The sequence below is a fragment of the Undibacterium sp. Ji42W genome (assembly GCF_049340405.1).
In the GTDB taxonomy this organism is placed as follows: Bacteria; Pseudomonadota; Gammaproteobacteria; order Burkholderiales; family Burkholderiaceae_D; genus Undibacterium.
In genome coordinates this window covers 172994-186563 of record NZ_JBMPOV010000001.1, presented here as the reverse complement: position 1 = coordinate 186563, position 13570 = coordinate 172994, and the positions used below count along the sequence as shown (strand labels likewise).

Sequence of the window (13570 nt, the reverse complement as noted above, 5' to 3'; positions counted from 1 at the left end):
GATTATTTTTTCTCAGCGGGTTTTTGTTTGGCGATCACCAAATCTTTTATACCGTTATAAACATCTTCAGTTAATATTTTTTTGCTAAGTAATTCATCTTTACCTTTGTATGGACGCCCTTTGATAATTGCATCGGAGCGTACATCGCCAATTTTAGGCAGGGTTGCCAGCTCTTTTTTTGTCGCGCTATTCAAATCCAGAAGTTCGGTTTTGGCCGATGCTGAAGCCGCCGCAGATGCAGATGTTGCCGCAACAGCAGCGCTAGCCGATGCTTTCTTGGACGCGTCGGCGGCAAAAACGCTGCCGATAGCCATGGTTGTCAGCGTGGTCGCCAACAAGATTGCCTGCCATTGTTTTTTCATCTTTACTCCATCCCAAAAAGTGAAACAGGAGCACGAGGCTCCTGTTTTTTTACAAAGTTCATGAGCGCTGCTGAGTGCAGCATAGCATGTTATTGTGTTTGTACCATCGAATTAATGAATACTGGTGATACGGGTACATCAGACATGCCACCAGCTGTTGTAGTTGGCACGGAATTGATCAAGTCCATGATATCCAGGCCAGTCACAATTTTGCCAAATACAGCATAACCAGTACCAGCAGTCAGTCCATCAAAACCGGTATTGTCAGCGGCATTGAGGTAGAACTGAGCTGTCGCAGAGTTAGGGTCTGTGGTACGTGCCATAGCGATGGTGCCGCGCAGGTTGCTTAGACCATTTGGTGTTTCCAGTTTGATGGCTGGCAGTGTTGTCGGTTGTTGCAAATCAGACGTGAAGCCGCCGCCCTGGACGATAGCGCTCTTGATGACGCGATGGAAAATTTTATTCACATAAAAGCCATTTTCCACATAGTTCAGGAAATTATCGACAGTAACAGGTGCTCTGCCAGGATTGAGCTCAATGACGATTGTGCCCATGCTGGTTGTCATCGTGACTTGTGGCTGCGCAGCCAGTGTCAGGTTGACCAAACCTGAGAACAGGGTCGTACCATTTGCCGCTGTGATGGAGTAAGTCGTTGAGCCAACACCTACCAGTTTGCAGGACAACACGCGCTGGGTAGCCGTACCACCTGGCAATTCTGTAATGGTCAGGCAGGCAGGGATGCTAGCGTTATAGCCCTTGTCCAGATTTTGGCCGGTAATAGTGAAATTGGTCACCTTACGGTAAACAACTTGATCCGTTGTGACTTTTGTCACAGATGGTATAACAGCAGCCGTGTCTGACTTGGAACCGCCGCAGCCGCTAAGTAGTACGATAGATGCACAGGCACCCAAGAGCCATGATGTCGCTTTCAAACTGTTCTCCAAAAATAAGTGAATGGCAGTATTTTACTTTGCTTAGCTCTATTTTTCTCGTCAAGCCGGAAGCTGTTACGATTTCTATACAATTGAGGCTGTCATTTCTTAGATAAGACCTGCAAATGGAAGCACGCTGAGTTTTTCGCCAGCAGTAATATTGCCTTGTTCATCATCCAGGATAATCATGCAATTTGCTTCTGACATGGAGCGCAAAATGCCTGAACCCTGTGAACCTGTAATACTGACACCAAGCTCGCCATCCTCACGTATGGACAATATGCCGCGCTGATATTCTGTTCGCCCCGGCCGTTTGCGTACGTTTGCGTTCGATTTGACGCGGAATATGGGCAGGGGAACTATTTCTGCTCCGCCCAGTTGCTGCAAAGCCTGGCGCGCAAAAAAATAAAAAGAAACCATGAGGGCAACCGGGTTACCTGGCAGGCCAAACAGGTAGGCAGCTTTGCCTGTCGATGTGACTTTGCCAAAGGCCATGGGGCGACCAGGGCGCATGGCGATGGTCCAGAAGGCAACCTCGCCCAGCCTGCGCATCAACTGTCGGGTATGGTCAGCATCGCCAACAGAGACGCCCCCAGAAGTGATGATGGCATCTGCATTTTCGCAGGCGCTACGCATCGCTGCTTCAAGCGCGTCGGGATTGTCCTGAATCACGCCCATATCCAGCACCTCACAACCCATGCGTACCAGCATGCCATACAGGGTGTAACGATTGCTGTCATACACACAACCGCTTTCCAGTGTTTCGCCCAAAGAGCGCAATTCATCACCGGTAGAAAATATGGCGACCCGCAGCCGTCTCTGTACGCTGACTTCGGGGATGCCCAGAGAGGCAAGCAGGCCGAGGTCCGCTGGCGTCAGTATCTTGCCTTTATGCAGGGCGACTGTGCCTATGGCCAGGTCCTCACCTTTGAGGCGGCGGTTGTCGCCTGCGCGCAAACTGCCTGCGCTTATTCTGATTTCATCGTCACTGATTTTTGTCGTGAATTCTTGCGGTATTACCGTATCGCAAGCCGCTGGCATGAGTGCGCCTGTCATGATGCGTACACATTGCCTGTACCCGACCATACCAGTGAATTCTGCGCCTGCCATCGCTGTGCCTGTGATTTTGAGCTCCAGTTCCAGGCCGTCTGCTACATCTTCACCCCGCAAGGCATATCCATCCATGGCTGAGTTGTCGTGGCCAGGGACGTTGATCGGGGAAATGATGTCGGCAGCGAGTACGCGCCCAAGGGCCTGGCGTATGGTGAGTTTTTCTATTCCGCAAACAGGCTGGACATAGGCGCGCATGATATCTTGTGCCTGTTGGACTGTAAGGGCGTTGGGATTGTAATCAGACATACTTGCGGTGATGTCTTGCAGCTTGGCGGCTATTCCTGAGGCGGTATTCATATCAGTTGTCAAGTTCCTGTAATTCTTCCAGCGTATTGATATTCCTGAATGCTGCCTTGTCCTCAAACAAGACTTCGCCTATTTGCAGGCACGCATGCCAGGTCAGCATTTTGCGCCCGCCATTCTCAAGATAAGTTGTCAATCTGGGCAGTACACTGGTTTTCATGAGTGCAAAAACAGGATGAGCTTGTTTTTGCAGAATGCCGTTGTGGTTTTCCAAAGTCGCGGCTACAGCCAGGTCGCCATTGTGTTGTCGCAGTGCAGACCATAAACGCTCAGCCAGATCTGCTGGTAAAAAAGGTGAATCGCAGGGCGCACAAAGCAAATAAGGTGTTGTGCAATGTAGCAAGCCAGTCTGTATTCCCGCCAGCGGGCCAGCAAAACCTTGCATATGGTCTGCATAGACTGGGGAGCCAAACTCTTTATAGGTATCAAGGTTTTGGTTTGCGCTGATCATGGTAGAGGCTGTTTGCGCTGCCAGTCTTTGCAGGACATGTAAAGCCATGGGCTTGCCGTGCAGGTATTGCAAGCCTTTATCTTTATCACCCATGCGTGCGCTGCGACCACCTGCGAGTACCAGGCCGGTGATAAGCTCTTTGTCCAGGGAATGGCTTGAATTTGACACTGAAATCGACTTGCTGAAATCTAAAGTACTTATGATACTGTTATCAGCCACCTATGTAAGACATTTCTATCTTCTTTTGCTGCTGGCTAGCAGTATTCTGGCTACGCAATTCAGAATAGCGGTCTGTACGTTGTTGCCAAATCTGTGCAATGACATTCGCAATTGCCAGATCCGGGAGTTGATCAGGGTCACGCAATAAGCTGCGCAAATCATGTCCATGGCTGGCAAACAGGCAGGTGTAAAGCTTGCCTTCAGTTGAAAGTCTGGCTCTGCTGCAGTCGCGGCAAAAAGCCCCGGTTACGCTGGAGATGAATCCCAGCTCACCCTGGCCGCTCTGGCTTTCTGCATGACGCCAGCGTGTGGCTGTCTCACCCGTGTAGTTGGCATCCAGGGCAAGCAAGGGCATGCCTGCATCCTGGATGCGTTGTACGACTTGCGAGGAGGGGATGACTTCATCGAGTTTCCAGCCATTGGAAGCCCCTACATCCATGTATTCTATGAACCTGAGGATATGCGGCTTGTCCTTGAAATAACGAGCCATGGGGACGATTTCATGATCGTTCAAGCCTGCCTTGACGACCATATTGATCTTCACTGGCCCTAGCCCGGCAGCTTCAGCTGCGGCTATGCCTTCCAGCACTTCATTTACCGAGAAATCGACATCATTCATGCGCTGGAAAATAGCATTGTCCAAGGCGTCCAGTGACACGGTTACCCGCGTCAGCCCAGCATCTTTCAAGCTTTGTGCCTTGCGTGCCAGCAGTGATCCATTGGTTGTCAGCGTCAGGTCAAGCGGTTTTCCATCGATAGTGCGGAGCTTGGTCAGCATTTCTATCAGGTGTTCCAGATGTTTGCGCAATAATGGTTCACCGCCGGTCAGGCGTATTTTCTTGACGCCATGCGCCACAAATATACGGGCGATACGGGCGATCTCTTCAAAATTCAGCAGGGATTTATGCGGCAGGTATTGGTAGTCTTTATCAAAGACCTCTTTGGGCATGCAGTAAACACAGCGGAAGTTGCAGCGGTCTGTGACGGAAATGCGTAGATCATGCAAGGGGCGTGACAAGGCATCCTGCAATTGACCATCTGGTGTTGTTAATACTTCTGGAACAGACAATGCTGGGCGGAAGCGTGTTAATTCTGATAGCGGAATAAATTTTTCCGTCATGGCTGGAGCTGGTAATTTTTATGCTTAATAAAGAACAATAGCATGACTTGGAATCTCATGTGACTGCGCAGGCTGGTATTGAATTTAAACCAACAGAGACAGGATGTATCCCGCGCAGGCGCAAGCTGCCAGCAGCTTGACGGTGGATAGCTTGAATTTGAAAGCTGCAATGGCGGCAAGGGTAGTGAGTATGATGGCTTGAATATCCAGGTGTGATGCATCTTTACAAAAGACATGGCTGGCAAACAGCCAGGCCAGGCTGGCTATGACGCCAACTACTGCTGCTGAAATGGCATTCAGGGGCGCATGCAGATACACTCTTTTTCGACTGGATTCAACCAGTGGGCCACCTGCCAGAATGAAAATAAAAGAAGGCAAAAAAGTGAAGAAACAGGCAACGCTGGCTGCCAGGCTTGCCGCCAGTAGTAGATGATCTCCTCCTAAAAACGCCTGGTTCCAGCCGCCAATAAAACCAACAAAAGCAACTATCATGATCAAGGGGCCTGGCGTGGTTTCACCCAGGGCCAGACCGTCCATCATTTGTGCTGTGGTCAACCAATGATATTGCTCAACTGCTGCCTGCATCATATAAGGCAGCACTGCATAAGCACCACCAAAACTGAACATGGCAGCCTTGGTAAAAAAACTGGCCATATTTGTTAAAGGATGGGGTAGGCCAAAACTGAATGCCAGCAACAGCCACACTGTAATAGCAAGCAATATCCCCAGGCCTGAGGTGATGAGCAGCTTTAACCAGGAAAAACGTGCATGAACTGGTGTCGGTGTGTCGTCACCGATGATGGCGGGCTGGTGCGGGTGCCTGGTTTGATCAGGGTCGGACTTTACGGGATTGCAATGTTTGCGAAATATCAGGCCGGTACATGCAGCAGCCATGATTACCAGAGGGAAGGGGAGATGTAACCAGGCTATGGCAACAAAGCCCGCTATCGCCACTATCACCAATACCTTGCTCTTCAAGGTGCGTTGTGCGATGCGCCAGGCAGCAGCTAGAACTATCGCAACTACTGCAGGCTTGATGCCACTCATGATTGCTTGAACTGCAGTATTGTCGCCAGCAGCCATATATATCCAGGACAGCAGGATCAATATCAGAAGTCCGGGCAAGACAAATAGCAGGCCAGCCATGATGCCGCCCCTGGTCTTGTGCATGAGCCAGCCTATGTATATCGCGAGCTGCGTCGCTTCAGGTCCAGGCAAGAGCATGCAGTAATTCAGGGCATGTAAAAAACGTGCTTCGGATATCCAGCGACGCTTTTCCACAAGTTCTGCATGCATCAATGCAATTTGTCCCGCTGGTCCACCAAAGCTGATGAATCCCAGCCTGAGCCAGTACAGGAATGCAGCTTTCAGTGGGATTTCGTGATCTGGCAAGGGCAATACTTTCTATATCTTGCTGACGAATATTCTGCCAGTAATGACCATTTATCTGGTGATGCTCATAAAAAAACCGGCAATCAGAATGAAAGCCGGTTTTTTCTTAGACCCGTACAAAAGATTTGCTACGGGTCATTTGCTCATATCATGAGTGACGTGTTTCCACCATCACCAATGGTTCATCAGCAACAGCTGGTAGTGGTTTGCGTTCGCGAGGAATACGTGCCGGTGCTACCAATTTTTCTGCTTCTGCTTTGGCGGCTTGCAGCTTCACAGGATCGGTGCTGGCCAATTCCAGCCCGGCATTTTTCAGCATACTATGCAAGGATTCCAAAGGCATGGTTGCATCCAGCGGTTTTGCTGGTGGCGTATCAACTACTGGCGTATCGACTACCTGAACTGGCGCGATGTCAACCGCTACAGCTTGAGGAATAACTTCTGCCGGAGCAGAGATGATTACCTCAGGAACTAATGCTGGCTCAGTGGCAATGACAACTGTAGCGGCCGCAGCTACAGTAGCAGTTGTGCTTGCTTCTGCTGGAGTAGTCACTACGGGAGCTTCAGGAGTTGCTGGTACGCCGATGGTTTCCTGAGGCGCAATAACTGCTACAGGTGCCGTAACGGCAGGTGCCTCAGGTGCAATTGCTACTGCATCACCAGTACTGACTAAGGCATCAGCAACATGGGCAGGAGCGCTTGTCACCGGAGTTGGCTCGGATGATGCTGTGTTTACTGTTTCAGCAAAGGCAACAGGCTGCATGGCTTCAACAGCATGGTTTACCGTACTGTTAGTCACGACTGGCGTTGCATCCGCAGGAGCGACTGCTGTGCTCGCTACGTCCGCATCGTTACTTGCATTAGCATCGACTGCTTCGCTGCCATCAATCGGCAATTCACCTTGCTCATTGACTTGCTCGTTACCATCACGGTCGCGGCGGTTACGGTTGCGGCCACCACGACGGCGACGACGACGGCGTTCTTCGCCTTGCTCGCTGTTATCGTTTTCGGCACCAGATTCCAATGCTTCAAGTTGTGGTGCGGCAGGCATGACATCCACAGGCACAGGATCTACATGCTTGTGGATAGGTTCTTCCTTGCTTTCCTGCGCCTGGTTTTCCTTGCGCTCGTCACGTTGACGTTGCTGACGTTCGCGGCGGGTTTCCTGGGATTCTCGCTCTTCACGCGGCGGCTTAGGTGCTTTTGGCGGGCGTGGATTTTCCACGGCTACTGGTTTGGCTGCTTCTTGCTCTGGCTTTTCAGTTTTTTCTGCCTTCGCTGGGCGGTCTTCGCGTTCATCACGGTCGCGGTTGCGGCGATTGCGATTACGTTGGCCATTGCCACTTCCATTGCGTGGGCCACGGGCAGTGCGGTCACGCTCAGCCGTCTTTTCTTCTGCTGGTTTTGCTGCATCTATTTTGGCTGCTGGCTCAGATTTGCCGAACAGGAAGCCAAACAATTTGCCGAAGAAGCCAGGTTCTGCTGGAGTTGCAACTGGTGCAACGACCACTGGGGCAATTTCTTTGCGCTCAACGATAGGAGCAGTCTCAGGCGTGATGCTCTTGACCATGGCTTCCTGACGTGGCTTGACGTCTTCTTTCTGACGTTTGCTATAGCCGATGTCGGTATCAGCCTGCTCAGCCATTGCATAGCTGGCGTGGTGGTCTTCAAGGCGCGGATCATCTGTTTTCAGCCGATCCAGCTTGTAATGTGGAGTTTCCAGATGCTTGTTGGGGATCAGGATGACAGTCACGCGATGGCGCGTTTCTATCTTCAGGATCTCGCCACGTTTTTCATTCAGCAGGAAAGCGGCAACGTCAACAGGTACCTGGACGTGGATCGCTGCTGAGTTTTCCTTCATTGCTTCTTCCTGGATAATGCGCAGGACTTGCAGGGCAGAAGATTCGGTGTCGCGGATATGGCCAGTGCCATTGCAACGTGGGCAAGTGACATGACTGCCTTCGGACAGTGACGGGCGCAGGCGCTGACGTGACAACTCCATCAGGCCAAAACGGGAAATTTTGCCCATTTGCACGCGGGCGCGGTCATAGCGCAGGGCATCTTTCAGGCGTGTTTCAACTTCGCGCTGGTTCTTGGCGTTTTCCATGTCGATAAAATCGATCACGATCAAACCACCCAAGTCACGCAAACGCAATTGACGGGCTACTTCTTCAGCAGCTTCCAGATTGGTATTGAAGGCTGTCGTCTCGATATCGCCACCACGGGTGGAGCGGGCCGAGTTGACGTCCACAGATACCAGGGCTTCCGTATGATCGATAACGATCGCGCCGCCAGATGGCAATGGTACCGTGCGGGAATACGCCGTTTCGATCTGATGTTCAATCTGGAAACGAGAAAACAGCGGTACATCGTCGCTATAACGTTTAACGCGATGCACCATGTCAGGCATCACATGGCTCATGAACTGCTGAGCTTGTTCGTAAATCTCATCTGTATCGATGAGAATTTCACCAATGTCAGGCTGGAAATAATCGCGGATAGCGCGGATGACCAGGGAAGACTCTTGATAAATCAGGAAGGCGCCTGGGGAAGATTTGCCAGCACCTTCAATGGCACGCCAGAGTTGCATCAGGTAATTCAAATCCCATTGCAATTCGTCGACATTGCGGCCTATGCCGGCAGTGCGGGCAATCACAGACATGCCGCCTGGCAAGTCCAGTTTGTCCATGGTTTCACGCAATTCCTGACGGTCTTCACCTTCAACACGGCGGGAAACACCACCACCACGCGGGTTGTTAGGCATCAAGACCAGATAGCGGCCTGCCAGGGAGATGAACGAGGTCAGGGCAGCACCCTTGTTGCCACGCTCTTCTTTTTCGACCTGGACCATGATTTCCTGGCCTTCGCGCAGCGCTTCTTTAATCGAAGCATTGCGTACATCCACGCCTTCTTTGAAATAGGTGCGGGCAACTTCTTTGAAGGGGAGGAAACCGTGACGTTCTTCGCCGTAGTTGACGAAACAGGCTTCAAGGGAAGGCTCGATACGAGTGATCACGCCTTTGTAGATATTGGACTTGCGCAGCTCGCGACCAGCAGTCTCGATATCAATGTCAATGAGTTTTTGCCCATTGACAATGGCAACGCGCAACTCTTCTTGCTGCGTCGCGTTGAACAGCATACGTTTCATGTTTTTACTCCGTGACCTGTTGGTCATCTTGTGTTGCCATCCATTGAAGGGGCAACTGTACTGATACGGGATGTACGCGGGACCGGAGTGTCTGAGGGGGAGGGAAATGCCTGAAGCAAAACAGGGCGGGGTCTATATGGCCATGAAAAGCCAAATAGAACTGTTGATATGGCAATACGGCCATCTGTTTTGCGTTGGGCGCGGACAATCAAGATAAATCAAGTTCGAGTGCACATGTCCCCCGCGTTGACTGACTTGCTTATTGATTGAACAAGCAAGTACAACGCCAGGCGATGCGCAACTTTGGTGCCAGACCATCTTATTTTGTTGTGTCTGGCGGAATCGACCCTATTACCTCAACCATCAACCGGCAAGCTCACTGGTTCATATGTAAACCCGCGCCTCTTGCCAGACTAATATCCTTACAATTCAAACTCTCTGATCCAACTTCATTTGTCTATGCCCGATAACAACAATTGGCTGCTACCTTGACCTGCAAATGACGCTGCATACACATCTTTTCCATCAAATTTGCAAACAGGCGAGGCCGATGGACATGCCCCTGTGTAAAATAGGCGTTTATTCCTCTTACACTGCTAAAGCATAAAATGCTGAAGCGAAAATGATTATATATTCAAAATGAAGGACTTAGCGACAATTAATAGGGGAGCACATCAAATTCAGATGGAAAAGACTCCCCCTCAGCAGCCTTCGGCCTCACAACCCAAAGTTCAGATGCTCACGATCTCGGAAGAAGAGGCGGGGCAGCGCATCGATAATTTCTTGCTACGCATCTGCAAAGGCGTGCCAAAAAGCCATGTATACCGAGTGTTGCGATCAGGCGAGGTGCGCGTCAACAAAGGCCGCATAGACCAGTTGTACCGCCTGGTGGAAGGCGATGTTGTCCGTATCCCGCCAATCCGCATGGCAGAAGTCGGCGAACAAGTCGTGCCCAAGCATGAATTTCCTATCTTGTTTGAAGATAATCATTTATTGATTATTAATAAACCAGCTGGTGTAGCCGTACATGGTGGCTCGGGCATCAGTTATGGCGTGATTGAGCAGTTGCGTGCTTCCAGGCCAGATGCCAAGTTCCTTGAGCTAGTGCACAGGCTGGACAGGGAAACTTCCGGCATACTTTTATTGGCAAAGAAACGCAGCGCCTTGACAAATCTGCACGAGCAAATGCGTGATGGTGTTACGGACAAGCGCTATCTGACGCTGGTACATGGCGACTGGAAAAATGCCCGCCAGCATGTCAAGCTGGCCTTGCATAAATATTCAACAGCAGAAGGTGAGCGCCGCGTGCGGGTGCAGGCCGATGGCATGGCTTCGCATACGGTCTTTACTTTGCAAAAAAAATACCGCGATTTTGCCTTGCTGGAAGCTGAGCTGAAAACCGGGCGCACCCATCAAATTCGCGTTCATCTGTCAGCGAGTGGCTTTGCTATTGCGGGTGATGATAAATATGGTGACTTTTCCTTGAATCGTGCTTTGTTGAAAGCCGGTGAAGGGCGTGGCGCATTGAAACGCATGTTCCTGCACGCACACCAGATCAGTTTCGTCCATCCCGAGACGGGCAAGACTGTGACTGTAAATGCAGGCTTGCCCAAGGAATGTGAAGATTTTCTGAAAAGCCTGGCTTAGTGCCTGTTGAGGAAAAGTCTTAATGGTTTAGTAATGGTATGATGCTGTTATTGATGAGAAACATGTCGCGCATGCTGATGTGTGCGCGTTTATTGAATATATGGCAAAAAAGCAATTTGATTTAATTGTATTCGACTGGGATGGCACTTTGATGGACAGTACTGCTGCCATCGTCATCTGTATACAGTCTGCAGCGAAAGACCTTGGCTTGCCAGTTCCCAAAGAAGATATTGCTTCTTATGTCATAGGCCTTGCCTTGCCTGAAGCAATACAGGTGGCCATGCCTGGCATAGATCCTAAACTCTATCCAAAGGTGGTTGACCGCTTCCGTCATCACTTCTTGACCAGGGATCATGAGCTACCCCTGTTTAAAGGTGTCAGAGAAATGTTGGCCGAACTGGCGCAAGAGGGTTACTTTCTGGCAGTAGCTACTGGTGCGAGCCGGGTAGGCCTGAGTCGCGCCTTGCATACTGCCAAACTGACCTCAGTGTTTGATGCGACCCGTTGTTCCGATGAGACATTTTCCAAGCCGCACCCCGCGATGTTGCAGGAGTTAACGCGTGAACTTGGCCAGGATATGCGCCGCACTGTCATGATAGGTGATACCACCCATGACTTGCAGATGGCTAGTAATGCCGGCGCCGCAGCGATTGCGGTTGAGTATGGAGCGCACGACGTGCTTGCACTGCAAAACATGCAGCCCTTGTTTTCTGCGAAAGATGTTGCGCAGTTGCATGAATGGTTGCGTGACAATGCCTGAAGATATGCATCAGATACGCGGTAAATAAGAGGTAGGGATGAAGTCAATTTCCGTATGCAATTCAGATGAATTGATAGAAGGTGGCAAGGGGGTGCGCTTTCCTGTCACCGCTGGCAGTGATGATGCTGTCGGCTTCGTCATTCGTTATGACGGCGTAGTGCATGGTTACTTGAACCGCTGTGCCCATGTGCCGGTGGAGCTTGACTGGAATCCTGGCGAATTTCTGGAATCCAGCGGTCTGTACATCATGTGCGCAACCCATGGCGCGATTTACCAGCCAGATACCGGCTATTGTACTGGCGGCCCTTGTCGAGGTGGACGTCTGCGAAAAATTAATGTCAGTGAAGAAGAAGGGCAGATTTACTGGCATCCCGATGATTATATACAAGCTGTCATTGCCTGATTTCTGGAAAAATTATGGATGAGCAATTATCGAATTTGCCAATGGGCGAAAGCGAAAAAAAAGAAACAGGCTGGGAGCGTCAGCTTTTGGAAAAGCTGGCGACGGACTCCCTGCGTGAGCAGCGACTGCGCCGACGCTGGAGTATCTTTTTCAGGTTCGCATTTCTGTCGGTAGTTATTTTCGCGTTTTACTATTTCAGCGATTATGCAACGGGTGAAATGGAAAACCTTGGTCATCACACGGCCCTCATAGAAATTGACGGCACCATAGAGTCTGAAGGTTCGGGCAGTGCGCATACAGTAATCCCCGCGTTGAATCGCGCTTTTGCTGATCCCGGCTCAGTTGCAGTCGTTATTCGCATCAATAGTCCGGGTGGTAGTCCTGTGCAGGCTGGCATGATCAATGATGAAATGGGCAGGCTGCGCAAAGAATACCCGGAGAAAAAATTGTATGTCGTGGTAGATGAAATTTGCGCATCTGGTGGCTATTACATTGCTGTTGCAGCCGATAAAATTTTCGTCAATAAAGCCAGTGTCGTCGGTTCTATTGGTGTACTCATGGACGGCTTTGGCTTTACTGGCCTCATGGATAAACTGGGCGTAGAACGCCGTCTCATGACGGCAGGTGAAAACAAGGGTTTCATGGACCCATTTTCACCGCAAACAGAAAAGCAAAAAGCATTTTCCCAAACCATGCTCAATGAAATTCACCAGCAATTCATTGATACAGTCCGTGCTGGCCGTGGCCCGCGCTTGAAAGAAACGCCAGAAATGTTTTCTGGCCTGTTCTGGATAGGTAGCAAGGCTGTGCAAATGGGTCTTGCTGACGATTTTGGTTCTGTTGATTCCGTCGCACGCGATATTATCAAGGTCGAAAATATCGTTGATTACACCCAAAAAGAAGGTCTGCCTGAACGTGTCCTGAAGAAATTTGGCGCTTCTATTGGTGCCAGTGCAGCAACTACATTATTAAAGGGAAATACTCCCAGCTTGCGCTAAATTTGCTATTTAGTTTGGTTGATTTTCTTAATCCTGTTGGCTGCTTGCATAGTTATTTTTTTCTTCCACTCGTTCTCGAGTTGGCATATATTAGGGGCGTAACTGGTTCAAAAGAAGGAGGTCGATATACAAAATAAATTTTTGTATCCTAGGCGGATTGAATTTGAGCTCCGGTAATGTCTTGTGTGCCGGTTATTATGAAGTGGATAGTCTACAATTTGTGAAGTACCCATCCGTTTATAGTTCACGGACCTGAGGTTTCTTGGATTCCTCGCTGAGTTAGCAGCAGTAGCAACGGTAGTAACGTAATAGTAGCGAATTAGCATCCATGAAATAAAAGAAACGGTAGTGCAACGCTACCGTTTTTTTATGCCCGCATCCCTCTCTTAAACTTGATGTGAATCAAGTCTTGTCTTTTTTTCTTCTGTAATATCAGAGCAATCTATTTTGTTGACTTATCTACGTATCTGGCAAACATGGCTTTTGCATTTTCATCGCTTTTAGAAACGACGCTTTTCGCTTTTAAAACAAGTGAAAAGACAAACTGTTTTCATTGCGGTGAAAGAATGCGCAAAAGCAAGGCGTTGATGGCTCACTTCGATAGTCGCACGCAGCCAGTATGTTGTCATGGTTGCCTCGCGGTTTTACATGCCGTAGAGAAAAACAATTTGGTGGCTGCGTATATGGAGAATAAAGCCGGCCAGACGGTTGCCGGGTAAGGT

12 protein-coding genes are annotated in these 13570 nt (G+C 49.9%); 5 read left to right on the top strand and 7 right to left on the bottom strand.

What is annotated here, in order from left to right:
- Positions 1-2: 2 nt before the first annotated feature.
- The 7 genes from ACO0LG_RS00830 to ACO0LG_RS00800 all read right to left on the bottom strand — a co-directional run bounded on the left by ACO0LG_RS00830 (position 3) and on the right by ACO0LG_RS00800 (position 9040).
- Positions 3-362 (bottom strand): ComEA family DNA-binding protein, encoded by a 360-nt coding sequence (locus tag ACO0LG_RS00830; RefSeq protein ID WP_423022395.1) that lies wholly within the window; start codon positions 360-362, stop codon positions 3-5.
- A gap of 89 nt (positions 363-451) precedes the next feature.
- On the bottom strand, positions 452-1294 hold the full coding sequence (locus ACO0LG_RS00825) for a peptidylprolyl isomerase (protein ID WP_423022393.1): 843 nt from the start codon (positions 1292-1294) through the stop codon (positions 452-454).
- Positions 1295-1402: 108 nt separating this feature from the next.
- Entirely contained in the window at positions 1403-2704 is a 1302-nt protein-coding gene (gene glp / locus ACO0LG_RS00820; protein ID WP_423022391.1) for a gephyrin-like molybdotransferase Glp, read from the bottom strand.
- A gap of 1 nt (position 2705) precedes the next feature.
- Positions 2706-3254, bottom strand: coding sequence for a molybdenum cofactor guanylyltransferase MobA (gene mobA / locus ACO0LG_RS00815; protein WP_423023262.1), 549 nt, complete (start codon positions 3252-3254; stop codon positions 2706-2708).
- 118 nt (positions 3255-3372) lie between these two features.
- Positions 3373-4500 carry a GTP 3',8-cyclase MoaA gene (moaA, locus tag ACO0LG_RS00810; RefSeq protein ID WP_423022389.1) on the bottom strand — a complete coding sequence of 376 codons (1128 nt, stop codon included), beginning with the start codon at positions 4498-4500 and terminating at the stop codon, positions 3373-3375.
- 84 nt (positions 4501-4584) lie between these two features.
- Positions 4585-5892, bottom strand: a complete 1308-nt coding sequence (gene chrA / locus ACO0LG_RS00805; RefSeq protein WP_423022388.1) for a chromate efflux transporter — start codon at positions 5890-5892, stop codon at positions 4585-4587.
- 148 nt (positions 5893-6040) lie between these two features.
- Positions 6041-9040 (bottom strand): Rne/Rng family ribonuclease, encoded by a 3000-nt coding sequence (locus tag ACO0LG_RS00800; protein WP_423022386.1) that lies wholly within the window; start codon positions 9038-9040, stop codon positions 6041-6043.
- Between the two features lie 639 nt (positions 9041-9679).
- Between ACO0LG_RS00800 and ACO0LG_RS00795 the strand changes: the two genes are divergently transcribed.
- The 5 genes from ACO0LG_RS00795 to ACO0LG_RS00775 all read left to right on the top strand — a co-directional run bounded on the left by ACO0LG_RS00795 (position 9680) and on the right by ACO0LG_RS00775 (position 13567).
- The gene (locus ACO0LG_RS00795; protein ID WP_423022384.1) at positions 9680-10687 is read left to right on the top strand and encodes an RluA family pseudouridine synthase; all 1008 of its coding nucleotides are present in this window, start codon (positions 9680-9682) and stop codon (positions 10685-10687) included.
- 100 nt (positions 10688-10787) lie between these two features.
- The gene (locus tag ACO0LG_RS00790; protein WP_423022382.1) at positions 10788-11447 is read left to right on the top strand and encodes an HAD-IIIA family hydrolase; all 660 of its coding nucleotides are present in this window, start codon (positions 10788-10790) and stop codon (positions 11445-11447) included.
- Between the two features lie 37 nt (positions 11448-11484).
- Entirely contained in the window at positions 11485-11850 is a 366-nt protein-coding gene (locus ACO0LG_RS00785) for a Rieske (2Fe-2S) protein (RefSeq protein WP_423022380.1), read from the top strand.
- Positions 11850-12848, top strand: a complete 999-nt coding sequence (locus tag ACO0LG_RS00780; protein WP_423023260.1) for a S49 family peptidase — start codon at positions 11850-11852, stop codon at positions 12846-12848. Before ACO0LG_RS00785 ends, ACO0LG_RS00780 begins: the two co-directional genes overlap by 1 nt.
- 476 nt (positions 12849-13324) lie before the next feature.
- Positions 13325-13567: a heavy metal translocating P-type ATPase metal-binding domain-containing protein gene (locus ACO0LG_RS00775; RefSeq protein ID WP_423022378.1), complete on the top strand. Its 243-nt coding sequence runs from the start codon at positions 13325-13327 to the stop codon at positions 13565-13567.
- The last annotated feature ends 3 nt before the right edge of the window (positions 13568-13570 follow it).

What these genes read in the sequence shown, in the direction of transcription:
- ACO0LG_RS00830 (WP_423022395.1), bottom strand. Translation starts at nt 362, where the DNA reads ATGAAAAAACAATGGCAGGCAATCTTGTTGGCGACCACGCTGACAACC.
- glp (WP_423022391.1), bottom strand. Translation starts at nt 2,704, where the DNA reads ATGAATACCGCCTCAGGAATAGCCGCCAAGCTGCAAGACATCACCGCA.
- mobA (WP_423023262.1), bottom strand. Translation starts at nt 3,254, where the DNA reads ATGGGTGATAAAGATAAAGGCTTGCAATACCTGCACGGCAAGCCCATG.
- moaA (WP_423022389.1), bottom strand. Translation starts at nt 4,500, where the DNA reads ATGACGGAAAAATTTATTCCGCTATCAGAATTAACACGCTTCCGCCCA.
- ACO0LG_RS00800 (WP_423022386.1), bottom strand. Translation starts at nt 9,040, where the DNA reads ATGAAACGTATGCTGTTCAACGCGACGCAGCAAGAAGAGTTGCGCGTT.
- ACO0LG_RS00795 (WP_423022384.1), top strand. Translation starts at nt 9,680, where the DNA reads ATGAAGGACTTAGCGACAATTAATAGGGGAGCACATCAAATTCAGATG.
- ACO0LG_RS00790 (WP_423022382.1), top strand. Translation starts at nt 10,788, where the DNA reads ATGGCAAAAAAGCAATTTGATTTAATTGTATTCGACTGGGATGGCACT.
- ACO0LG_RS00785 (WP_423022380.1), top strand. Translation starts at nt 11,485, where the DNA reads ATGAAGTCAATTTCCGTATGCAATTCAGATGAATTGATAGAAGGTGGC.
- ACO0LG_RS00775 (WP_423022378.1), top strand. Translation starts at nt 13,325, where the DNA reads ATGGCTTTTGCATTTTCATCGCTTTTAGAAACGACGCTTTTCGCTTTT.